General features: G+C 73.1%; 19 protein-coding genes. 18 read left to right on the plus strand and 1 reads right to left on the minus strand.

What is annotated here, in order from left to right; all coding sequences use genetic code 11:
* Positions 1-48 precede the first annotated feature (48 nt).
* The 3 genes from QRN56_RS11700 (at position 49) to QRN56_RS11710 (ending at position 6,835) form a co-directional block, all read left to right on the plus strand.
* A complete protein-coding gene (locus QRN56_RS11700) occupies positions 49-1,737 on the plus strand; it encodes an NAD(P)/FAD-dependent oxidoreductase (RefSeq protein ID WP_285103385.1) in 1,689 nt (562 codons plus the stop codon).
* Between the two features lie 71 nt (positions 1,738-1,808).
* Complete coding sequence (locus tag QRN56_RS11705) at positions 1,809-4,106, plus strand: MSCRAMM family protein (protein ID WP_285103387.1); 2,298 nt, start codon at positions 1,809-1,811, stop codon at positions 4,104-4,106.
* An 83-nt stretch (positions 4,107-4,189) separates the two neighbouring features.
* The gene (locus QRN56_RS11710) at positions 4,190-6,835 is read left to right on the plus strand and encodes a right-handed parallel beta-helix repeat-containing protein (RefSeq protein WP_285103389.1); all 2,646 of its coding nucleotides are present in this window, start codon (positions 4,190-4,192) and stop codon (positions 6,833-6,835) included.
* A 76-nt stretch (positions 6,836-6,911) separates the two neighbouring features.
* Here QRN56_RS11710 and QRN56_RS11715 read toward each other — a convergent pair whose 3' ends face one another.
* The gene (locus tag QRN56_RS11715) at positions 6,912-7,649 is read right to left on the minus strand and encodes a FadR/GntR family transcriptional regulator (protein WP_285103391.1); all 738 of its coding nucleotides are present in this window, start codon (positions 7,647-7,649) and stop codon (positions 6,912-6,914) included.
* Positions 7,650-7,759: 110 nt separating this feature from the next.
* On the opposite strand from QRN56_RS11715, the gene QRN56_RS11720 reads away from it, so the two are divergent.
* From QRN56_RS11720 to QRN56_RS11790, 15 genes are all read left to right on the plus strand, one after another.
* Entirely contained in the window at positions 7,760-8,902 is a 1,143-nt protein-coding gene (locus QRN56_RS11720) for a mandelate racemase/muconate lactonizing enzyme family protein (protein WP_285103393.1), read from the plus strand.
* A 49-nt stretch (positions 8,903-8,951) separates the two neighbouring features.
* Positions 8,952-9,956: a hydroxyacid dehydrogenase gene (locus tag QRN56_RS11725; RefSeq protein ID WP_285103395.1), complete on the plus strand. Its 1,005-nt coding sequence runs from the start codon at positions 8,952-8,954 to the stop codon at positions 9,954-9,956.
* Complete coding sequence (locus QRN56_RS11730; RefSeq protein ID WP_285103396.1) at positions 9,949-10,962, plus strand: aldo/keto reductase; 1,014 nt, start codon at positions 9,949-9,951, stop codon at positions 10,960-10,962. Before QRN56_RS11725 ends, QRN56_RS11730 begins: the two co-directional genes overlap by 8 nt.
* On the plus strand, positions 10,959-12,428 hold the full coding sequence (locus tag QRN56_RS11735; RefSeq protein WP_285103398.1) for a hypothetical protein: 1,470 nt from the start codon (positions 10,959-10,961) through the stop codon (positions 12,426-12,428). Before QRN56_RS11730 ends, QRN56_RS11735 begins: the two co-directional genes overlap by 4 nt.
* A gap of 96 nt (positions 12,429-12,524) precedes the next feature.
* Positions 12,525-13,802 carry an ABC transporter substrate-binding protein gene (locus tag QRN56_RS11740; protein ID WP_285103399.1) on the plus strand — a complete coding sequence of 426 codons (1,278 nt, stop codon included), beginning with the start codon at positions 12,525-12,527 and terminating at the stop codon, positions 13,800-13,802.
* A gap of 1 nt (position 13,803) precedes the next feature.
* Positions 13,804-14,718: a carbohydrate ABC transporter permease gene (locus tag QRN56_RS11745; protein ID WP_285103401.1), complete on the plus strand. Its 915-nt coding sequence runs from the start codon at positions 13,804-13,806 to the stop codon at positions 14,716-14,718.
* Positions 14,715-15,557 carry a carbohydrate ABC transporter permease gene (locus tag QRN56_RS11750; RefSeq protein ID WP_285103403.1) on the plus strand — a complete coding sequence of 281 codons (843 nt, stop codon included), beginning with the start codon at positions 14,715-14,717 and terminating at the stop codon, positions 15,555-15,557. Before QRN56_RS11745 ends, QRN56_RS11750 begins: the two co-directional genes overlap by 4 nt.
* 43 nt (positions 15,558-15,600) lie before the next feature.
* The gene (deoC, locus tag QRN56_RS11755) at positions 15,601-16,305 is read left to right on the plus strand and encodes a deoxyribose-phosphate aldolase (RefSeq protein WP_285103405.1); all 705 of its coding nucleotides are present in this window, start codon (positions 15,601-15,603) and stop codon (positions 16,303-16,305) included.
* Positions 16,295-17,287 carry a ribokinase gene (locus tag QRN56_RS11760; protein WP_285103407.1) on the plus strand — a complete coding sequence of 331 codons (993 nt, stop codon included), beginning with the start codon at positions 16,295-16,297 and terminating at the stop codon, positions 17,285-17,287. Before deoC ends, QRN56_RS11760 begins: the two co-directional genes overlap by 11 nt.
* Positions 17,284-17,781 carry a D-ribose pyranase gene (gene rbsD / locus QRN56_RS11765; RefSeq protein WP_285103409.1) on the plus strand — a complete coding sequence of 166 codons (498 nt, stop codon included), beginning with the start codon at positions 17,284-17,286 and terminating at the stop codon, positions 17,779-17,781. Before QRN56_RS11760 ends, rbsD begins: the two co-directional genes overlap by 4 nt.
* Positions 17,782-17,838: 57 nt before the next feature.
* Positions 17,839-18,747 (plus strand): amidohydrolase family protein, encoded by a 909-nt coding sequence (locus QRN56_RS11770; protein WP_285103411.1) that lies wholly within the window; start codon positions 17,839-17,841, stop codon positions 18,745-18,747.
* The gene (locus QRN56_RS11775) at positions 18,744-19,685 is read left to right on the plus strand and encodes a fumarylacetoacetate hydrolase family protein (protein ID WP_285103413.1); all 942 of its coding nucleotides are present in this window, start codon (positions 18,744-18,746) and stop codon (positions 19,683-19,685) included. The genes QRN56_RS11770 and QRN56_RS11775 overlap by 4 nt, the downstream gene beginning before the upstream one ends.
* A complete protein-coding gene (locus QRN56_RS11780; RefSeq protein WP_285103415.1) occupies positions 19,682-20,431 on the plus strand; it encodes an SDR family NAD(P)-dependent oxidoreductase in 750 nt (249 codons plus the stop codon). The genes QRN56_RS11775 and QRN56_RS11780 overlap by 4 nt, the downstream gene beginning before the upstream one ends.
* Before the next feature lie 56 nt (positions 20,432-20,487).
* A complete protein-coding gene (gene solA, locus QRN56_RS11785) occupies positions 20,488-21,630 on the plus strand; it encodes an N-methyl-L-tryptophan oxidase (protein WP_285103417.1) in 1,143 nt (380 codons plus the stop codon).
* 43 nt (positions 21,631-21,673) lie between these two features.
* Positions 21,674-22,180 carry a hypothetical protein gene (locus tag QRN56_RS11790; protein ID WP_285103419.1) on the plus strand — a complete coding sequence of 169 codons (507 nt, stop codon included), beginning with the start codon at positions 21,674-21,676 and terminating at the stop codon, positions 22,178-22,180.
* The last annotated feature ends 19 nt before the right edge of the window (positions 22,181-22,199 follow it).

The raw sequence follows: 22,199 nt of genomic DNA on the forward strand, positions 1-22,199 counted from the left end.
GGCCGGTCGGCGTCTGCACGGGGTCGGTCACCGTCTACGCTGGGCGCCATGGACGACAGGCCAGTCATCCTGCTGGCGGGCGGCGACCACGCCGACGTCGTCGAGCAGGAGTTCCGCGCCCGGTATGACCGCGACTACCGGATCGAGCTGACCGACGGCCTGGCCGCGTGCCTGGACCGGGCGCGGGCGCTCGTCGGCGAGGGCGAGCAGATCGCGATGGTCGCCGCCGAGCACCACCTGGCCGACGGCACGGCGATCGAGCTGCTGCACCAGCTCCCCTCCGTCGTCGCCACCGCGCGGCGTGTGTCGCTGGTCCCGTTCGAGTACTTCAACGACAGCCTGGACGAGCTGCGGGACGCGATGACGCGCCGCGACCTCGACACGTACGTCATCCTCCCGCGCGGGCCGCGCGACGAGGAGTTCCACACCGCGCTGATCGAGCTGCTCTCCGAGTGGGGCTGGTCGGTCGGCCGGCCCGTCGTGACCGTGACGGACCTGGTCGCCGAGCCCGGGGACCGGAACGCGGCGGCCGTCCGGGACCTCCTGGAGCGCCTCGGCTTCCCCTACCGCTCGCTCACGCCGGACGACGAGGAGGCCGAGGCGATCCTCGAGGCCGCCGGCCCGGGGGCCGAGCTGCCCGTGGTCAGCACGTTCCGGGGCCAGGCGCTGTCCGCGGCGACGCCGGCCGCCGTGACCGAGGCGATCTACGGCGGCTTCGACTCGATCCCCGACGGTGTGATCGCCGACGTCGCGATCGTCGGCGCCGGACCCGCGGGCCTGGCCACGGCCGTCTACGCGGCGTCCGAAGGGCTGGCCACGGTCGTGCTGGAACGGGACGCGATCGGCGGCCAGGCCGGGTCGAGCTCGATGATCCGCAACTACCTCGGGTTCCCGCGCGGCATCTCGGGCATGCGGCTCGCGCAGCGGTCCCGCATCCAGGCCAGCCGGTTCGGCGCGCGGTTCTTCACGGGGCGCCCCGCGGCCCGGATCGAGCCGGGGCCGCCGAACGAGCCCGAGCACCAGCACGTGCACGTCCGCGGCGCGCAGCTCTGCGCCCGGACCGTGGTGCTCGCGACCGGGGTGAGCTACCGCCGCCTGGGCGTGCCCGGGGTCGAGGACCTCGTGGGCGCGGGCGTGTACTACGGGGCGGCCACGTCGATGGCACGCGAGATGCAGGACCGCGACGTCTTCGTGGTCGGCGGCGGCAACTCCGCCGGCCAGGCCGCCGTGCACCTGGCCAAGTTCGCGGGCGGGGTGACCATCCTGGTCCGCCGCGCGAGCCTCGCCGAGACCATGTCGGACTACCTGGTGCGGGAGATCGAGGCGACGCCGACCATCCAGGTGCGCACCCGGACCGTCGTCGCCGACGGCGGCGGGGACGCCTGGCTGCAGTGGCTGCGCCTCGAGGACCTGGAGACCGGCGAGTCGACCAAGACCTCCGCCGACGGGCTGTTCTGCCTGCTCGGTGCCGAGCCGGACTGCGCGTGGCTGCCCGAGGGCGTGGCGCTCGACGAGCGCGGCTTCGTGCTGACCGGCCGGGACGTGCCCCGCGAGGCCTGGGTCGACGGCCAGCCGCCGGCGAGCCTGGAGACGACCGTGCCGGGTGTCTTCGCGGTGGGCGACGTGCGCGCCGGTTCCATGAAGCGGGTCGCGTCGGCGAGCGGCGAGGGCGCGTCGGTGCTGCCGCTGGTCCACGCCCACCTGGCGCGCCTGCGGGCCCGGGAGTTCGGCGCCTGATCCGTCGGAATTCCGATGCGGGCGCATCTTTCCACGCGCGCTGAGACGGGTTGTCTCATAACGTGTCGATCGTGAAGCGCACTGCAGGGGGCTTGGGCGTGCTCGCGACGGCGGTTCTCGTCGCGATCGGCGCTGTCATTCCGACGATGTCGGCGTCGGCGGAGACCACCGCCGGATGGGCCGAGTGGGACCCGCTGACCGGCTCGGCCGGCGACTGGTCGACGAGCGTGCGGCTCCCGGCCGGCGGATTTCCCGAGGCCACGGTCACCTCCGACTCGCGCGGTGGCGTCGGCGTGATCTCCGGGGCGTCCTCCTGGCTGAGCGCGGCCACGCCGCCGGGCGCGGTCTTCGGGTCGAGCCGGGACCAGCAGTACCTCAACCTGCGCCCGCAGGCCGACCGGCCCACGTCGCCGTCGACCACCACCTACACGTTCGAGCGCCCGACCCCGGCGGGCGGCTGGGCGTTCGTGCTCGGCGACATCGACGCGGACCGCGCGGTCGTCACCGCGCTCGGCGCCGACGGGCGGCAGCTCGCGGGCACGGAGCTCGGCTTCCAGGGCGGCTTCAACTACTGCACGGTCGCCGGCTCACCGTCGTGCACGGGGGACCCGGCGGACGTACCCGCGTGGGACCTGGCCACCGGCGAGCTGATCGGCAATGCGGACGCGACCGACACCTCGGGCGCCGCGGGCTGGTTCCGGCCCACGACGCCGATCAAGACCCTGACCGTCCAGTTCTTCCAGCGCAGCGGCTTCCCGGTGTACCAGACGTGGTTCGCCTCCCTGGCGCGCGACATCTCCGGGACGGTCAACCTCGTCGACGACGCCGGGGCCCCGCAGGGTGTGCTGCCGGGCGCGACCCTCACCCTCTTCGGGCCGGACGGCGCCGAGCTGGCTACGACGACGTCGGACGACAGCGGCCAGTACGCCTTTCCCGGGTACACGGCCGCGTCCGGCTACAGCGTGGAGCTGACCACCCTGCCGGAGGCGGACGACGAGCACCCGTTCGGGCTCGTGCCGTACGGCGAGCGGCTGGTCACGGACGTGGACCTCACCGACGCCGACGCCACGGGCGTCGACCTCGCGGCGCGCGACGTCGTACCCGTGGCCGTGAGCGGCACGGTGCTGACCGACGACGGCACGCCCGTGCCCGGCGCGACGGTCACCCTCACGCCGGTCGGCGGCGGGGCGCCGCTCACGGCCGTGACGAGCTCGTCCGGCGAGTACGTCATCGACCACGTCGGCTGGGACGCCGAGAACGACCAGCCGCAGCAGTACACGTTCGCGCTGAGCGACCTGCCCGAGGGGTTCACGGTCGCGACCACGCCGGGCGACATCACGGTGGAGGTGGGCCAGGAGGAGGCCAGCACCGGCAACGACTTCGTGCTGCGGGCGCCGGCGTCGGTCTCCGGCGCGGTGACCGCGGGCGGCGAACCCGTCGCGGGGGTCGTCGTCACGCGGGAGGGCCCGGACGGCACGGTCAGCACGACGACGGGCGCCGACGGCACCTACGTCTTCGAGGGCGTGCCGGCGGGCGACCACACCGTGAGCGTCACCGTGCCCGACGGCTACCGGGCCGACGGTCCGGACACGCGGGACGTCTCGGTCGGCGCGGACGACGTGACCGGCGTCGACTTCGGCCTGTCTCACCCCGGGGCGATCGGCGGCACCGTGACCGACGACGCCGGGGAGCCCGTGGCCGGGGCGACCGTCACGGTGACGGGCCCGGACGGCCCGGTCACGCTGGTCACGGACGACGTGGGCGGGTACTTCGTGGGCGACCTGCCGCCGGGCGACTACACGATCACCCTCACCGTGCCGGACGGCTACACCGCCGACGTCACCGAGCGGTCCGTCACCGTGACCAGCGCCGGCGAGGACCTGCTCCAGGAGGACTTCGCGCTGGTCGACGAGTCCGTCGAGCCGCAGGAGCTGCCCGTCGGCGGCACGGTCACCCACACCGAGGGCGCGCCCGTGCCGGACACCACGGTGACCGTGACCGACGCCGGCGGCGCGCGGGCCGGCACCGCGACCACGGACGCCGACGGCACCTGGACGACGGAGCTGCCGCCGGGGACGTACACCGCCGTCGTGCACCCCGGCCAGGGGTACGTGGTGGACGGCGAGGGCAGCGTCACCTTCGAGGTGGTGGATACCGAGGTCACCGGGCTCGACTTCGTGCTCACGAACGCCACGCAGGCGCCGAGCCCGGGGCCGGGCACCGACCCGTCGGCCGGGCCGGAACCGGACCCGGCCGAGCCGGGCGACCTGGCCGCGACCGGCGCGACCGTCGGCTCGGTGGCGCTGGCCGCCGGGGTGCTGGTGGCCGTGGGCGTCGCGATGGTCCGGGGGTCACGCCGCCGGAGCTGAGGCTTGCGGGGGCGGCAGCCCTCCCTTTACTGTGCACATGTCATACATGTTCTCTGCATGGCACACGACGAGGGAGTCTCTCGATGACGAGAAGGATCCATCCGGGCATGCGGCTGCGCACGGTCGCCGCCGGCCTGGTGCTCACGACGGTCGCGGCGCTCGGCGCCGGCGCCCCGGCGTCGGCGCTGCCGCCGCCGTCCGCCCACGAGCGGCTGGTCGTGTACGTCGCCCCCACGGGCGACGACGCGAACCCGGGCACCAAGCGGGCCCCGTTCCGCACGATCGCCGCCGCGCGCGACGCGTTGGCGGGCCGCACCTCGGAGCGGGCGCGCGGCACCGTCTACGTCCGGTGCGGCGAGTACGTGCTGGACGACACGGTCGCGCTGAGCGGCGCCGCGAACTCGTGGGTCACCTACACCGCGTACCGCGGCGAGGAGGTGACCATCACGGGCACGCACGAGCTGCCCGCCGACGGGTGGCAACGGCTCGCCGACCTCGGCGCGGACGAGCTGGCGCAGCCGCGGTACGCGGCGAACGCGCGCCTCGACAGCGATGCGCTGCGGGACGGCGTCTGGGTCTACGACCTGGGCGCGCAGGGGATCGACCCGGGCACGCTCTACAAGAACGGCTTCAACTGGGTGCAGCAGCCGTTCGCGCCCGAGCTGGTGGTCGACGGATCCACGCAGACGCTCGCGGAGTACCCGAACGGGAACGCCTGCGAGACCAAGGACACCGCGTGCCACCTGTGGGGCACCGGGAGCAAGTGGGGTGCCGCCGGGCCGCAGGACCTGATGAACGTCGACCTGCTCGGCCGGTTCGGCGCCCAGGGCGCCTGGGAGCGCAGCGGGACCACGCCGCGCGGGCAGTTCGAGGACAAGAAGCAGACCCTGGCCGACCCCGACGAGCGCGGCTCGTGGACGCCCGAGCAGATGCGGACCATGACGCCGTCGATCTTCACGGTGGGTGGACGGGCGGCCGGGGGCGACCGCTACCAGCGCTGGGCGCCGCAGGCCGAGCCCGTGGTGGACGACCTCGGCGGCCGCGGCCTCGGCGAGTACGCCGACGTGCCGGTGCAGCTCGACCCGCGGTGGATCGAGGACGTCGACAGCTCGCGGTACGAGACCGAGGCGTGGCTGTCGGGCTACCTCGGCAACAACTACGCCAACGACATGGTCCGCCTGCTCTCGTGGAACGAGGACCGGCTCTACGCCAAGTACCCCTCGATGTACATCCCGCAGGACGAGTGGACCAAGGTCAAGGTGGTCAACGTGCTGTCCGAGATGGACGTGGCCGGGGAGTACTACGTCGACCGGTACGACGGCCACGACGTGCTCTACTACCGGCCTGCGGACGGGACGGTCGAGGGCAAGGACATCTCCCTGATGTCCTTCGACAAGAACTTCTTCCACCTGGACGGCACCACCGGCGTCACGCTGCGCGGGCTCGGCATGACCGGGTCGCTCGTCAGCGGGGTGCAGCTCCTTGACGCCGTCGACACGCTGATCGACGACGTCGAGATCTCGAACGTGAGCATGGACGCCGTCCGGATCGGCCGGCCCGCCGACACCATCACCGCGATGCCCGACTACCAGACCTTCCAGGGCGGCCACGGCAACGTGGTGCGGAACTCGTACCTGCACGACCTGGGCGGGGGCGGCGTGCTGCTCGGCGGCGGCGACCGCAGCACCCTGGAACGGGGCGACAACGTGGCGCGGTACAACGAGATCGCGCGGTTCTCCAAGCTCGCCACGTACACGCCGGCCGGGTACCTGTACGGCGTCGGCAACACGTTCGAGCACAACTATGTGCACGACGCCCCGCACATGGCGGTCCAGATCATGGGCAACGACATGAAGGTGAACCACAACCACTTCTACGACCTGGTGAAGAACGCCGGCGACCAGGGCGTGGTCTACACGGGGCGCGACTACACGTTCCTCGGCAACGAGGTGGCGCACAACCACTTCGAGAAGATCGGCGGCTCGAACGACGCGTTCTACATGGACGACGGCGCGTCCGGCATGCGGTTCCACCACAACGTGGTGCAGGGCGCGCACTCCGGGGTGTTCTTCCAGTCGGGGCACAGCAACACGGCCAACGACAACGTCTACATCGACGTCGACCGCACCGGCCACGACATGCTCTACCACCAGAAGGGGGAGAAGTCCCTGCCGGTGTCCAACGCCTGGGTGGTGCACAGCCGGTTCAACACGTTCCTCGACGTGCGTCCCGGCGAGAAGTACAGCGCGACGCCGCAGACGGTCGCGACCTGGCACGAGCACTACACGAGCGGGGAGCACACCTACTCGGACGGCACCCCGATCGTCTACCCGGAGATCGCCGACTGGTACGTGCCGCGGGTCACCGCGACCGGGCTGGCCTGCACGGCGGCCGACTACGCGACCGACGCCACCAACGGGTGCGACCGCGCCACGGTGTGGAACAGCGCGAACTCGCTCTACGCGCCGTCGCGCATCGAGCTCGACCACTCGGTCGTGATCGGCGGCGGGGAGTACGCGGCGGGCTCGGCCACGTTCTCGGCCCCGGCCGAGACGTACGGTCTGTCACGCTGGAGCGACAAGGTGGGCACGAACGTGGTCCGCCCGACGTCGCTCGAGGACGCGGGCCTGGACGAGGAGACCCTCCGCTTCTCGACCACGGGAGCGGTGGCCAAGGCCTTCGGCCAGACCTGGGTAGCCGAGTGGAACCGCCTCCACCCCACCCCGTGACCCGCTGAGTGCTGGATATTCGCCCTTTTTCGTGTGCCAGGAGGGCGAATATCCAGCACTCAACGAGCGGGTGGGGTCAGTCCGTCGGGCGGCGGCGGGCCCAGCTGCCCGTGATGTGGTCGTGCATCGCGGCCGACGCCGCCTCCGCGTCGCCCGCCAGCAGCGCGTCCAGGATGTGTGTGTGCTGCCGGTGCGTCAGCTCGATGTCCTCGCGCGTCGGGTGCCCGCTGTACTGGGGCGTGTGCAGGGCCTTGCCCTGGATGTTCGACACGATCGCCCGGCCGAACGCGTCCTGCGAGGCGCGGTGGATCAGCTCGTGGAACTCGACGTCGGCCGCCGCGTAGGCGGTCGGGTCGTCCATCAGGCCCGCGAGCTCCTCGGCCTTGGCCGTCAGCGCGGCGCGCTGCGCGGCGTCCAGCCGGCCGGCCGCCCGCGCGGCCATGGCGCACTCCAGGGTGGCGCGCACCTCGACGAGGTTGTCGAGGTAGACCAGCCGGTCCTCGCGCTGGAAGAGCGCGTCGAGCACCATCGGGTCCAGCAGGCTCCACTGCTCCTGGTCGAGCACCACCGTGCCCCAGCCCTGGCGGGTGGCGACGAGGCCCTTCTCGGCCAGGGTGGTGGTCGCCTCGCGGATCACCGTGCGGCTGACCTCGTACTGCTCGCACAGCACGCCGGCCGGCGGCAGCGCCGAGCCAGGGGCGTAGTCGCCGACGACGATCGCCGTGACGAGGCTCTTGACGACAGCCGCGGCGAGCGGGGGCCGGTGCCGTTGGGGGCGGGGTACGGCTGCGCCGGCCGCGGGTGTCGAGTTCACCAGAGAGAGCGTAGTCGAGTGTTGTACTATCGTCACTCGTATCATAAGTTATGAATGACATGCTGGCGCAGGGTCGCGAGCGTGCTGTCTCGACGACGATGTGGAGCACGATGCGAATCACCGGGTACCGGAGCCTGACCACGATCCATCGCTGGGGTCGACCCGTGGGCGACGTCAACGGCGTGGTGGCCAGCGGCGTGACCGAGGTGCCGATCGTGCTGGTCGAGACCGACGGTGGCCTGACCGGCGTCGGCCTCGGTGCCCACGCCGACATCGAGCGGGTGTTTCCCGCCCTGGAGGGGCAGGACCCGCGGGCCGTCACCGCGCTGTACGACCGGATGCTCGCGTTCGTGTTCAAGTCGGGGCACCACGGCGGCACCTTCGGCACCATCGGCGCGCTCGACATGGCCCTGTGGGACCTCAAGGCGAAGATGGCGGGCGAGCCGCTGTGGCAGACCCTCGGCGCCACCGACCGGTTCGTGCCCGGCTACGCCTCGGGCCTGGAGTACGCGCTCGACGACGACGAGCTGGTCGGCCTCTACGAGCGATGGGCCGAACGCGGCTACACCGGCGCGAAGGTCAAGGGCGGCCTGGACATCAACCGCGACGTGAAGCGCCTGGCGGCCGTCCGCGACGTGCTGCGCGTCAACAGCGACCAGCCCGCGATCATGTACGACGTGAACGAGTCCTGGGGCCGGCACCAGGCGGTCCGGCTCGCCCGCCGCGTCGAGGAGCAGGTCGACCTCACCTGGATCGAGGAGCCCGTGCGCCGCTGGGACGTCGCGGGGCACCGCGCCGTCGTGTCCGGTGTGCAGGCCGCGGTCGCGACCGGGGAGAACCTCACCGGCCTGGAGCAGTACCGCCAGCTCCTCGACGCCGACGCCGTGGGCGTGGTGCAGGCCGGGAGCGTCTGGGGCATCACCCACTTCCTCCGGGTCTCGGTGCTGGCCCTCGGCCGGGACCTCCCCGTGAGCCCGGTGGCGTACGACGCCAACCCGGTGGCGCACGCGGCGGCGGCCGTGCCCAACCACCTCGTCACCGAGGTGCAGGACCTGGAGGCCCCGGTGGGGCTGAACGTGGACCAGGAGTTCACCGACGGCGGGATACTTCTCGGCAGGTCGCCCGGTCTGGGCATCGAGGTGGACGAGGCGCTCATCGCCGCGCAGCGTGAGTCGGGGGCGTGGTCGGCCCCCGCCGGGCCCCACGTCCGCCCCGCCGACGCCGGCCTGCGGCTCGCCCCGCGCCGGCCGTGACCCGGCCCAGCCCACCCACCAGCCCACCCAGCACAGAGAGATGACCACCATGTCCCAGCGCCCCCGCGCCGTCCTGGCGTTCGGGCCCCCGTCCCTCGTGGGCCAGGTCTTCACGCCCGACGCCCTCGACCGGATCGCGGCGGTGCTCGACGTCGACGTCGCCCACGTGGTCACCGGGACCGGCACCGACATGGCCCGCCGGGCGCTCGCCGACGCCGAGGTGCTGCTCGCGGGCTGGGGCGCACCCCGCATCACGGTCGACGACACCCCGCGGCTGCGCGCCGTGCTCTACGCCGGGGGAGTGGCGAGCACCTGCCTGGCCGACCCCGCGGCCCACGCCGCGCGCGGGGTGGTCGCCGCCAACGCGCGCGCCGTCAACGCCCTGCCCGTCGCCGAGTACACGCTTGCCACCGTCCTGCTGGCCAACAAGCGCACGCGAGCCGCGGAGCGGGAGTACCGCGCCACGCGGCGTCTGCCCGACCGGGAGCGCGAGCCCGCGCACCTCGGCAACTACCGCCGGACCGTCGGCATCGTGGGCGCGTCGCAGGTGGGGCGCCGCGTCATCGAGCTGCTGCGGCCGTTCGACCTCGACGTCGTCGTCTGGAGCCCCGAGCTGGACCCGGAGAGCACGGCCGCGCTCGGAGCGCGGTACGGCACCCTGGAGGAGGTCGCCGCGCAGAGCGACGTGCTGTCGCTCCACCAGCCGGCGATCCCGGAGACGATCGGCCAGATCGACGCCCGGATCCTGGCGCTGCTGCCCGACGGCGCGACGCTGGTCAACACCGCGCGGGGTGCCGTGGTCGACGAGGCGGCGCTGGTCGCGGAGCTGCGCACCGGCCGCATCGACGCCGTGCTCGACGTGACCGAGCAGGAGCCGCCGCCCGCCGACAGCGAGCTGTGGGACCTGCCGAACGTGGTGCTCACCCCGCACGTCGCCGGGTCGGCGGGCGGCGAGCTCCACCGCATCGGCGACCTGGTGGTGGCCGAGGCCGAGCGGTACGCCGCCGGCCTGCCGTTCGCCCACCCCGACGACCTGGGAGCACCGCATGCGTGAGCACACCCTGCGCACCGGCACCCGTCTGACCGAGCTCGGCCTCGGCGCCGCGCAGCTCGGCAACCTCTACCGTGAGACCACCGACCAGGAGGCGCGCGACGCCGTCGACGCCGCCTGGGACGCCGGGATCCGGTACTTCGACACCGCGCCGCACTACGGGCTCGGGCTGTCCGAGCGGCGGCTGGGCGCGGCGCTCGCGGGCCGCCCGCGCGCCGAGTACGTCGTCTCCACCAAGGTGGGGCGGGCCCTGGTGCCGACGCCGGAGCGCGCGCACCTGACCGACGACGGCGGGTTCGCCGTCCCGGCCGCCCACCGGCGCGAGTGGGACTTCTCGCGCGACGGCGTGCTGCGGTCCCTGGAGGGCAGTCTCGGTCGGCTCGGGCTGGACCGCGTCGACGTCGTCTACCTGCACGATCCCGACGCGTACTGGGAGCAGGCGTCCACGAGCGGCGTCCAGGCCCTCGTGGAGCTGCGCGACCAGGGCGTCGTCTCCGCGATCGGCGCCGGGATGAACCAGTCGGCGATGCTCGCCCGGTTCGTCCGCGAGACCGACGTCGACGTCGTCATGTGCGCGGGGCGGTTCACGCTCGTGGACGCCGTCGCCGTCGAGGACCTGCTGCCCGCCGCCGTCGAGCGCGGGGTGTCGGTGGTCGCGGCCGCCGTCTACAACTCGGGGCTGCTCGCGAGCCCGCGCCCGCGGCCCGGTGCCCGGTTCGACTACGCGGAGGCGCCCGGCGACCTGGTCGCCCGGGTGCACCGCATCGCCGACGTCGCCGAGCCGTACGGCGTGACCGTCCCCGACCTGGCGGCCCGGTTCGCGCTGCGGCACCCCGCCGTGGCGTCGGTGGTCATGGGCATGCGGACCGCGGCGCACGTCACGACGTCGGCCGAGCGGATCGCGCGCGACGTGCCCGAAGCACTCTGGGCCGAGCTGGACCGGCTCGGCCTGGTACCGGCCGACCGCCTCGCGCCGCACGAACCATCCACAGGACGGAGCACGTCATGACCACCCACCACGCCACCGGGCCCGCGACGTCGCCGAAGGTGACCGCGCTCGCCCGCTGGATGCGCACCTGGGTGGGTGCGGAAGGCCAGATCCGGGGCTTCCACAACCACAGCGTGTGGGGCACCAACCCCGCCACGTTCATCGACTTCACCAGCGGGCACCAGGCGTTCTCCGCCCCCGCCACGGCGGCGTTCGCCGAGGCGCTCGCCCGGCACCCCGACGACCGCGGGCTGGACCTGTGGCGCCGGATGATGCTGTTCCAGGCGCGCACCGTCCAGGACGACGGCCAGTTCAAGCACATCGGCTTCCAGGTGGGGGAGTCGGCCACGGCCGGCCTCATCCACAACATGGCGGGCTGCATCGGCCTGCTGGAGGGGCTGCGGCACGCCGGGCACCTGCTGGACCCCGCGGAGGTCGCGGAGGTGCTGGCCGCGGTCGCGGCGAACCTGGAGGCGTGCCGTGTGTACGGCGGCGGTCGGCCGACGCCCGAGGGCACCGTCAACCAGGAGTACGCGCGGGTCTGGGCGAAGCTCCGGTACACGGAGCTGTCCGGCGACGACCGGTACGCGGACGAGCTGGAGGACGACCTCGACACCCTCGTGCGGCTGAGCACGGCCCCGGGCGTGCCCGACGAGGCGAGCGCCGGGGCCTACCGGCAGCCGACCGAGCGGGCCGGTGGGGGCATCCTGGAGCCGGCCGAGTACTACGGGCTGATGATGGTGCCGCTCGTGCTCGGCGCGCGCCGGTTCGGGCGCCGCGACCTGCTCGACGAGGCGGTCCGCCTGGCCCTGCACGTCGCGCGCTCGGCCTGGGTGGACGAGCGGGGCTGCACCCGCTTCCACCGCTACTGGTACGTGAACGGCGAGACCGTGCTGCGCACCACGTCGCCCATGCTCGTCGCGGGCATGGGGCTGAGCCTCTACGGCATCGACGAGATCCTGGCCGAGGTGAGCAACCCCGAGCTCGGCCGGTTCGTCGACGCGTGCCTCGCCACCTACGCGCGGTACCAGACGCCCGCGGGGTACTTCGCGTCGGCCACGGGCTGGCACAACGAGGCGGACGTCGCCCCGAGCACCGCGTGGCACGCGCACGACCTCATGTTCCTGGTGCGGCACGTGAGCACGCTCGACTCGTTCTGGGCCGAGGTGTTCACGGACCCCGACCGGCAGTCCGTGCTGCTCTCCGACCGCGCGTACTGGGTCGAGGACGGCGTGCACTGGGCCGTCCTGAGCCCCGAGACGGCCGGCGACCTCAGCCTCTACGGCCGCAAGGACCGCGACACCTTCGGGCGCTCGTACTTCGCCTGGACCGACAAGGAGCCGCTGCCGCGGGAGCTGGAGTTCCCCGGGGCGCCGCACTTCTTCGTGGCCGACGACGGCATCTACCGCCTCGACGACTCGACCCGGGAGACCGACGTGTCGGTGCTCGGCGAGCTGCCGTACCGGGGGCACCTGCGCGACGCGTAGCGCACCCTTGCATCGCACTTTGCACATGTAGTATGTATGACAACTAGCCGTGCCCGCGACCGGGCCCGGCTCGGACCCCAAGGTAGGGAGACAAAGATGTCAACTACGTTCCTGCGCCGAGCGCGCGGAGCCGTGGTGCTCGGCATGGCCCCGGTCCTCGCGCTCGCGGCCTGCGGCTCGGAGGGCGGCAGCGGCGACGCGGCCGACGACGGCTCCGTGCGCATGCTCGTGAACATCACGGACAACCTGACCCAGGCCAAGTGGGAGGAGCTGGTCAAGCCCTTCGAGGACGAGACCGGGATCGACGTCAAGATCGAGGGACCCAGCGGCCAGTCGGTCGCCGAGTCGTTCCCCGCGCTCCTCGCGGCGGGCACCGCCCCCGACGTCATCGAGTCGATCGTGCCGGGGCCCGACACCGCCCCGGAGGTGCTCGACCTGACGGAGTACGAGTGGGCCTCCGGCACCCCGATGGCCGACCTGTACTCGACGGACGGCACGATCAACGTCGTCGGCGTCGGCATGCAGGCGCAGTCGCTGATGTACTACAACGCGGACCTCTTCAAGGAGGCGGGCATCACCGAGCCGCCGACCACCTGGGACGAGCTGGACGACGCGCTCGCCGCCCTCGACGAGCAGGGCGTGGCCACCCCCATCGCCTTCGCCTCGGACTGGGCCACCGGCGTGCAGGTCCAGGAGATCTGGCACCCCCAGCAGAACGTCACCACGCCGGGCTGGCAGCAGAGCGTCGCGGACGGTTCCTCCACCCTGGGCGACCAGTTCCAGCCGGTGTTCGAGCACGTCGCCGACTGGATCGACGCGGGCTACACGACGGCCGACGACGTGGCGACCGACAGCGGCACGCAGGAGGCCAACTTCATCGCGGGCGACGTGGGCGTCTACCCGATGGGCTCCTGGTTCAGCACCACGCTCGCGGCGTCCCCGCCGGAGTTCGAGGTGGGCGTGTTCGCCCCGCCGGTCGACGACGCCGCAGACGCCCCCGGACCCATGGGCGCCACCCTGGCCTTCCCGTACATGGTGTGGAAGGGCACGGCGAACCCGGACGGCGCCACGGCGCTGGTCGAGTACCTGACCACGGACGAGGCCGCCATCGCCGCCCAGGCGGACATGGACAGCTTCAGCCGCGAGGGCCTGGAGCCCAGCAGCAACGAGTACGCGGGGATGGTGCAGGAGCTGTCCGACGCCGCGCCGTCGTACGTGGTGCCCGGCAACCAGACCGTCGGCGACTACGCGCTGCCGGTCGCGGGGTTCAACCCGAAGTTCACCGAGCTCGTCCAGGGCCTGTGGCAGGGTCGCGCGCCGGCCGACGTCGCCGGCGACCTGACCGCCTGGTACGAGGCGGAGAAGCTCGGCTGACATGGCGCGCACCACGACCACCCGGCGGGGCGTCCTCTCCGGTCTCGCGAACGGGCTGATGACCCTCCCGGCCGCCGCCGTCTACACCGGGCTGACGGTGGTGCCGGTCGGGTACGCCGTCTACTACTCGTTCACGCAGTACAACGGGATCCCGAGCCAGGCGCCCACGTGGGTGGGCTGGGAGAACTACGCGCGGATCATCGCCGACCCGATCGGCGACCTGCGCCCGGCGGCCTGGGTGACGCTCGTGATCGCCGTGGTCGGCGCGTTCCTGGTGAACGGCGCCGCCCTCGGCCTCGCGCTGCTGCTGCGCCGCACCACGGCGCTCAACACGTTCGCGCGCGCCGTCATGTTCTACCCGCACGTGCTGTCGGCCCTGATCGTCGGGTTCCTGTGGCAGGCGATCCTGGGGCCGCAGGGCGCGGTGAACAACCTGCTGGAGAACGCGGGTCGGTCCACCTGGCCCTTCCTGTCCGACCCGGACTGGGCGCTGGTCACCCTCATCGGCGTGATCGTGTGGGCGCAGTTCGGCGTGCAGCTCGTCCTGTACCTGGCGGGCCTGCAGGCGGTCTCGCCGGAGCTCCAGGAGGCCGCGCGGCTCGACGGCGCGGGCGGTCCCCAGGTGTTCCGGCACGTGACCTGGCCGGCGCTGGCGCCGACCGTGACGGTCACGATCGTCACGTCGATCCTGTCGCTGCTCAAGGTCTACGACGTGGTGCTGGGCCTGACCAACGGCGGGCCGGGGGACGCCACGCAGACCTGGGCGTACGAGATCCTCGCGGTCTCGTTCGCCAACAACAAGGTGGGCCTCGCGTGCGCGCAGGCGGTCCTGCTCGTCGTCGTGGCCGGGGTCCTGTCATTCACGATCATCGCGCTCCGCAGGCGGGCCGAAGAAGGAGCGGAGGCCGTCGGATGACGCGCACCAGCCCGATCCGCACGGCGGTCCGCGTCGCCGTCGTGGCCGTGCTCTCGGCCGCCATGCTCGTGCCGATGTACATCATGGTCGTCAACGCGTTCAAGCCGCAGCAGGAGATCCTGCTGTCGCCGCTCGGGTTCGACCTGGCCACCCTGACCACCGACCACATCGCGGCCGCGTGGCAGAACACGAGCTTTCCGGTGGTCGAGGGCTACGCCGTCACGCTGTTCCTGGTGCTGGCGTGCAACGTGGTGGCCATCGGGGCGTCGGTCCCGGCCGCGTACACCATCGCCCGCACGCCCACGCCGCTGTTCCGGTTCCTGCTGTTCTTCTTCGTCGCGGGCATGTTCGTGCCGGCGCAGATCATCCTGGTTCCGGCGATCTTCGTGCTCAAGGCGCTCGGGCTCATGGGCACGCTGCCGGGCCTGGTGCTGTTCATGTCGTCGACGATGATCCCGTTCACGCTCTTCATCTTCAGCGGGTACATCCGGATGCTGCCGAGGTCGCTGGACGAGGCCGCGGCGATCGACGGCGCGGGGCGCCAGCGCATCCTCTGGACCATCGTGTTCCCGCTCATGCGGCCGATCGTCGCCACCGCGTTCATCCTCAACGCGCTGAGCGCCTGGAACGACTTCGTGAGCCCGCAGCTCATCCTCGGCCCCGGCTCGCAGTTCCGGACGATCACCACCGGCGTGTACGCCGCGGTGTCCACCTACACGACCAACTACGAGATCGTCTTCCCCACCCTGCTGCTCGCCGTGGTGCCGATCCTGCTGATCTTCGTGCTCATGCAGCGGCACATCATGGGCGGCCTCTCGGCGGGGGCCGTCAAGGGCTGAGCCCGCCTTGCCCGCATCCCACCCGTCTTCAAGGAGACCCCCGATGACCGTCGACTTCACCGACTCCAAGCAGGTCGCCCAGGCGATCCAGTACACCAACGTCAACCCGGACCTGACCCGGGCGGGCCTCATCGCGCACGTCGAGACCTGCGTCGAGTACGGGTTCGACGCCGCGATGATCGCGCCCTACTGGGTGTCGCTCGCCAAGGACGTGCTGGCCGGCACGGGCGTGCGCGTGGCCTCGACCCTCAACTTCCCGATGGCCAACGACACCCTGTCGATGCGGCTGGCCGCGCTGCGGGCGCTGGTGGCCGAGGGCGTGGACGAGTTCGACTTCCCGCCGCACCCCGGGCTCCTGCTCGGCGGCGACGAGGACCTGTACGCCCAGGACATCACCGAGATCGTGCAGGTGGCCCATGCCGAGGGCGTCAAGGTCAAGGCGATGCTGGAGTTCGGGTTCCTGGAGACGGACGAGCTCAAGGTGAAGGCCACCCGGATCGCCTACGAGGCGGGCGTCGACTGGGTCAAGCAGTCCTCGGGCTGGGGCAAGGGCGGCCTCGCGGCCACGGAGCACGACGTGCGCCTGCTCGCCGAGAACATCGAGGCGCCGTGCCGGGTCAAGGTGTCCGGCAAGGTCAACTCGCTGGAGAAGATGCGGTCCCTGTTCGAGGCCGGCGCGGAGCTGGTCGGCACCAGCTCGGGTCCGGCGATCGTCGACGGCCTGGTGGGGGACCCGGATGCCTACTGAGACGGTCGCCGGGCGGGCCGCCGTCGCCGTCGTCGGCAGCTACGCCAAGGCCCTGGTCATGACGGCGGACCGGATCCCGGCCCCCGGCGAGACGCTCATCGGCCGGGACTTCCGCGGGACGTTCGGCGGCAAGGGCTCCGACATGGCCGTCCAGGCGGCCCGGCTCGGGGCGGGGGTGTCGTACCTCGGCGTGATCGGGGACGACGTCTACGGCGCGGAGTTCCGCGACCTCCTGGAGCTGGAGGGCGTCGACCCGGCCGGGCTGCGGGTTGCGGCGGGCGAGTCGACGGGCGTCGGGTTCATCGTCAAGGACACGGCGGGCGCCAACGTCATCGTGGTCGACCCCGGGGCGAACGGCAGCTTCTCGCCGGCCGACGTCGACGCGACAGCCGGTACGCTGCGCGCCGCCGACGTCGCGCTGGCCCAGCTCGAGATCCCGCTGGCCACCGCCCTGCACGCGCTCACCGTGGCGCGCGCGGCGGGGGTCACCACGATCCTCAACCCCGCGCCCGCCGTCGACCTGCGCGGGACCGACCTGACCTGCGTGGACGTGCTCACCCCGAACGAGCACGAGGCCAAGGCGGCCCTCGGCCTCGGGCCCGACGACGCCACGCCGCCCGCGGAGCTGGGCCGGCGCCTGCTGGCCCTCGGCCCGCGTGCCGTGGTGATCACGCTCGGCGAGGCCGGCGCGCTGGTCGTCACGGCCGACGGCACGGCCGAGGTGGCGCCGGTGCGCGTCGCCGTCGTCGACTCGAACGGGGCGGGCGACAGCTTCAACGCGGCCCTGGCGGTGGCCCTCGGCGAGGGCCGGGACCTGCCCGCCGCCGCGGGGTTCGCTGGCGCCGTCGCCGCACTGTGCTGCGAGCACTGGGAGACCGTCCCGTCCTACCAGGACCGGGCCACGGTCGAGGCGTTCCTGACCACGAGCACGACGACGAGCACGACCACGAGCACGACGACGAGCACGGAGGCGCGACGATGAGAGCCGGACGGATCCTGCACCCCGGGCTGGCCGGGAGCCTGGCCACGCTGGGGCACACCGACGTGGTGCTGGTCACCGACGCGGGCTTCCCCATCCCGGACGGCGCGAACCGGGTGGACCTCGCCCTGACGCGCGGGCAGCCCGACGTGCAGTCGGTGCTGCGGGCGCTCCTGGACTCGACCTACTTCGAGGAGGCGCACTTCGCCACCGAGCTCAAGACCCACCACCCGCGCCTGTACGGCGAGGTGCAGGACATCTTCACCGGCTCCGGGGCGACGTTCCACGGGACCACGCACGAGGCGCTCATCGCCGAGTGGGCGCCGCGCGCCAAGGTCGTGGTGCGGTCCGGCTCGTTCGAGCCCTGGGCCAACTTCGCCCTGGTGGCCTCGACGGCGCCGTTCGAGTGGTTCGACGACGACGAGGTGACGATCCTGCCCGCGTACGTGGAGCGGCGTCGGCTGATCAGCGAGTCCGTCCGCCCGGACCTCGCCTGAACCGGGCTGGGCCGTTCAGGTTCCCGCAGAAAGGATCAGGGCAGGAAGGATGACGCCATGACGCACAAGGCCGTGCCCCGGAAGATCGACGCCCACCACCACCTCTGGGTCCGCTCGCGGACGCCGCAGCCCTGGATCGACCCCGGCACGATGGGCGCCATCGACGCCGACTTCACGCCGGACGACCTGGACCGGGCGCTGGCGGGCCAGGGCGTGACGGGGACGGTCGTGGTGCAGTCCGTGCCGGTCGAGACCGAGACGACGGACCTCCTGGACCTCGCGGCGCGCACCCCGGTGGTCCGGGGCGTGGTCGGCTGGGTGGACCTCGCCGACCCCGGCGTCGCGGACGCCGTCGCGCGGCTGCGGTCGGGTCCCGGGGGAGCGCACCTGGTCGGCGTCCGGTCGATGGTCCAGGCGGAGCAGGACCCCGGGTACCTCGACCGCGCGGACCTGCGGCGGGGCCTGCGGACCGTGGCCGGGGAGGGCTTGGCCGTCGACCTGGTGACCCGGCACGAGCAGCTCCCCGCCGTCGCCAGCCTGGTGCGTGAGGTGCCCGAGGTGTCGTTCGTGCTGGACCACCTGGGCAAACCGCCGCTCGCCGGCGACGACCCCACCACCGCGGGCGACCTCGCGGACTGGGCCGCGGCGATCGACGCCATCGCCGCAGCGCCGAACGTGACGGCCAAGCTGTCCGGCCTGGTCACCGAGGCGTCGTGGGACCACTGGTCGACCGAGGGCCTGCGGCCCGCCGTCGCCCGTGCGGTCGAGGCCTTCGGGCCCGGGAGGCTGATGTTCGGCTCCGACTGGCCCGTCAGCCTCCTGGCCACCCGCTACGACCGGTGGGTCGACACGCTGACGGACCTCCTGGCCGGGCTGTCGCCCACCGAGCAGGACGCGATCTGGCACGGCACGGCGCGGCGCGCGTACGGCCTGCCCGCACCAACCATCGAAGAGGAGCAAGGATGAAGCTCGCCCGGATCGGAACCCCCGGCCAGGAGCGTCCCGTGGTGCACGACGGCGAGGTCTGGCGCGACCTGAGCCCGCTGACGGCCGACATCGACGGGGCGTTCCTCGCGGCCGACGGCGTCGCGCGCACCCGCGCGGCGCTCGCGGCGGGGACGCTGGAGCCGGTGGACGTCGAGGGCGTGCGGTTCGGCGCCCCGGTCGCGCGGCCGTCGGCGGTCGTCTGCGTGGGCATGAACTACGCCGCGCACGCCGCGGAGTCGGGCTCCGCCCCGCCGGAACGCCCGGTGATCTTCCTCAAGACGCCGAACACCGTGGCCGGGCCGGACGACGTCGTCACCATTCCCCGGGGCAGCCGCAAGACGGACTGGGAGGTGGAGCTCGCGGTGGTGATCGGCCGCCGCGCCAGCTACCTCGACTCGCCCGAGGAGGCTCGCGACGTGATCGCCGGCTACACCGTGGCCAACGACCTGTCCGAGCGGGCGTGGCAGATCGAGGAGTCCGGCGGCCAGTGGTCCAAGGGCAAGAACGCCCCGGGATTCACGCCGCTGGGCCCCTGGCTGGTCACGCCCGACGAGGCCGACGCGACGGACGGCGCGGACGGCGCCTTCGGGGCCGGGCTGCGCCTGCGGTCCTGGGTCAACGGCGAGCCGCGCCAGGACTCGACCACGTCGGACCTGATCTTCGGCGTGGACGTGCTGGTGCACACCCTCAGCCAGTACCTCGCGCTCGAACCGGGCGACGTGCTCCTGACGGGCACACCCGAGGGCGTGGCGCTGTCGGGCCGGTTCCCGTACCTCGCCCCGGGCGACGTCGTGGAGGTCGAGATCGACGGGCTGGGCCGCCAGCGGCAGGAGTACGTGGCGTGGGCGCGCTCCACGGAGGACGCCCGTTCCACGGGGAACGCCGGGGTGGCGGAGAACGCCGAGGTGCGCGCATGACCGCCTTCGACGGCCTCGTCGCCGTCGTCACGGGCGGGTCCTCCGGGATCGGCGCCGCGATCGTGCGCCGGCTGCGTGCGGGCGGCGCACGGGTGGCGGTCTTCGACGTGGACCCGGACGCGGCCGACGCCGACCTCGCCCTGCCGGTCGACGTGACCGACGCCGCCGCGGTCGAGGCCGCCGTGGCCGCCGTCGAGGCGCAGCTCGGCCGGCTCGACGTGCTCGTGAACAACGCGGGCATCGGCGCGCAGGGCACCGTGGCCGACAACCCGGACGAGGAGTGGCTGCGGGTGCTCGACCTGAACGTCGTCGGCATCGCCCGCACCACGCGGGCCGCGCTGCCGCTGCTGCGGCGATCGCCCGCCGCCGCGATCGTCAACACGTGCTCCATCGCGGCGACCGCGGGCCTGCCCCAGCGCGCGCTGTACAGCGCCAGCAAGGGTGCGGTCCTGGCGCTGACGCAGGCCATGGCCGCGGACCACGTGCGCGAGGGCATCCGCGTCAACGCCGTGAACCCCGGGACGGTCGACACCCCCTGGGTGGGGCGGCTCCTGGCGAACGCGGCCGACCCGGCGGGCGAGCGCGCCGCCCTGGAGGCCCGGCAGCCGCACGGCCGGCTGGTCTCCGCGGACGAGGTCGCCGAGGCGGTCGCCTACCTGGCGAGCCCCCTGGCGGCGTCGACCACGGGAACGACCATCGCGGTGGACGGCGGCATGCACGCGCTCCGCGTCCGCCCGGCGTCCTGATCTCGACGGCCGGGCGGGCGGTCCCGCCCGGCCCGGCCGCGGGTTAGCGTGCGGAGGTGAACACCATTACCTCCGACGTCGTCGTGGTCGGGCTCGGCGGGTTCGGCAGCGCCGCGCTGTGGCGCCTCGCGGAGCGCGGCGTCTCCGTGGCCGGCATCGACCGCTTCGACGTGGGCCACAACCTCGGCTCCTCGCACGGCGTGACCCGGCTGTTCCGGGTCGCCTGCATGGAGCACCCCGGGCTCGCCGCGGTGGCGCGCCGGTCGCTCGAGCTGTGGACCGAGCTGGGGGAGCGGTACGGCGAGTCCTACGTGGAGCAGACCGGCTGCCTGAACGTGGGCGGCCCGGCCTCGCGGGTGGTCCAGGGCACGACGGCGGCGGCCGCCGCGGCCGGCGTCGAGCTGGACCACCTGTCGCACGACGAGCTGGTGCGCCGGTACCCGCAGTACGCCGGGTACGACGAGGAGACCGTCGGGGTGTTCGACCCCGAGGGCGGCCTGTGCTTTCCCGAGCGCAACGTCCGGGCGCAGGTCCGGGCGGCCGTCGAGGCGGGCGCCCAGGTGTACCCCGGCACGCGCGTGACGGCGGTGGAGCTCGTGGACGGCGGCGTGCGCGTGACCACGCCGACCGCCGTGTTCGAGGCCGGGCAGGCCGTGGTGGCCGCCGGGGCCTGGAACGCGAAGCTCCTGCCCGGCCTGCCGCTGCGGCCGCGCCGCACGCCGCTGTTCTGGTTCGCGCCCCGGACGGACGCCGACCAGGCGTTCGACCTGTCGGCCTTCCCCTCGTTCATCTACGAGCTCGCCGACGGGCGCGGCCTCTGGGGGCACGGCAGCGGCGACGGCTTCCACATCAAGATCGGGCTGAGCGACCACGGCCACGACGACACCGACCCCGACGAGCTGGACCGCTACATCCACCCGCGCACCGACGTCGACCGCCTGGCCGAGACCGTGGCGGCCGCGTTCCCGCAGGTGGACCCGGTCCCGGTCAAGGCGATCCCCTGCATGATCACGAACTCGCCGGACGAGCAGTTCCTCGTGGGCCGGCCCGGCGGCGACCCGCGCCTGGTGATGGCGGGCGGCGACAGCGGGCACGGGTTCAAGCACGTCGCGGGCGTGGGCGAGCTGCTGGCGCAGATCGCGGTCGGGGAGCCCACCTACGGCGACGTGAGCTTCATGAACCCGGACCGGTTCGCGTGAAGAATGGCACCGAGCACCCCCTGACATGCGGAAAGATGCGCGCATGAGGTTCGAGTATTTCGCAGCCCCGGACGACGAGACGGCTGCCCTGACGATCGACGGCGGCGAGATCGACGGAGCCGTGGCATCCCACGTGGTCGATCCCGCTTCCGTGCTGGGCCAGCTGGAGCGGCTGCTCGGTGGTCCCACCGGCGACGACGGCCTGCGCAGCGCGCAGCTCGTCGCCGAGAGCCCGGACGGCGCCCGGCTGCTGATCCGGCTGTCCAACCATCTGGTCACGCTGTTCGGCATGGTGCGACCCACCACGCTGGACGACGTCGTCAAGCACTGGTCGCTCTCGCGGCGGTTCCGCCGCGCCGAGCCCGAGGACCTGCACGCCTTCGCCGCCGGCCTGCACGAGCTGTGCAAGGGCACCGGCAAGCGGGTCTACTGCCGCGCGACGGCCGACGAGAGCGAGCTGGCCGCCGCCCTGGCCCCGGCCGCGGCGGTCCCGGCGGGCGGGGAGGGCGCGGACCCGGCCGAGCCCAAGCCCCTGCCTCGGCGGCGCTGATACGGGGTTTTACCTACTG

Source organism: Promicromonospora sp. MEB111 (assembly GCF_030209445.1).
GTDB lineage: Bacteria > Actinomycetota > Actinomycetes > Actinomycetales > Cellulomonadaceae > Promicromonospora.

Coding starts and splice junctions, on each gene's coding strand:
- QRN56_RS11700 (WP_285103385.1), top strand. CDS start 49: ATGGACGACAGGCCAGTCATCCTGCTGGCGGGCGGCGACCACGCCGAC.
- QRN56_RS11710 (WP_285103389.1), top strand. CDS start 4,190: ATGACGAGAAGGATCCATCCGGGCATGCGGCTGCGCACGGTCGCCGCC.
- QRN56_RS11720 (WP_285103393.1), top strand. CDS start 7,760: ATGCGAATCACCGGGTACCGGAGCCTGACCACGATCCATCGCTGGGGT.
- QRN56_RS11725 (WP_285103395.1), top strand. CDS start 8,952: ATGTCCCAGCGCCCCCGCGCCGTCCTGGCGTTCGGGCCCCCGTCCCTC.
- QRN56_RS11730 (WP_285103396.1), top strand. CDS start 9,949: ATGCGTGAGCACACCCTGCGCACCGGCACCCGTCTGACCGAGCTCGGC.
- QRN56_RS11735 (WP_285103398.1), top strand. CDS start 10,959: ATGACCACCCACCACGCCACCGGGCCCGCGACGTCGCCGAAGGTGACC.
- QRN56_RS11740 (WP_285103399.1), top strand. CDS start 12,525: ATGTCAACTACGTTCCTGCGCCGAGCGCGCGGAGCCGTGGTGCTCGGC.
- QRN56_RS11745 (WP_285103401.1), top strand. CDS start 13,804: ATGGCGCGCACCACGACCACCCGGCGGGGCGTCCTCTCCGGTCTCGCG.
- QRN56_RS11750 (WP_285103403.1), top strand. CDS start 14,715: ATGACGCGCACCAGCCCGATCCGCACGGCGGTCCGCGTCGCCGTCGTG.
- deoC (WP_285103405.1), top strand. CDS start 15,601: ATGACCGTCGACTTCACCGACTCCAAGCAGGTCGCCCAGGCGATCCAG.
- QRN56_RS11760 (WP_285103407.1), top strand. CDS start 16,295: ATGCCTACTGAGACGGTCGCCGGGCGGGCCGCCGTCGCCGTCGTCGGC.
- rbsD (WP_285103409.1), top strand. CDS start 17,284: ATGAGAGCCGGACGGATCCTGCACCCCGGGCTGGCCGGGAGCCTGGCC.
- QRN56_RS11770 (WP_285103411.1), top strand. CDS start 17,839: ATGACGCACAAGGCCGTGCCCCGGAAGATCGACGCCCACCACCACCTC.
- QRN56_RS11775 (WP_285103413.1), top strand. CDS start 18,744: ATGAAGCTCGCCCGGATCGGAACCCCCGGCCAGGAGCGTCCCGTGGTG.
- QRN56_RS11780 (WP_285103415.1), top strand. CDS start 19,682: ATGACCGCCTTCGACGGCCTCGTCGCCGTCGTCACGGGCGGGTCCTCC.
- QRN56_RS11790 (WP_285103419.1), top strand. CDS start 21,674: ATGAGGTTCGAGTATTTCGCAGCCCCGGACGACGAGACGGCTGCCCTG.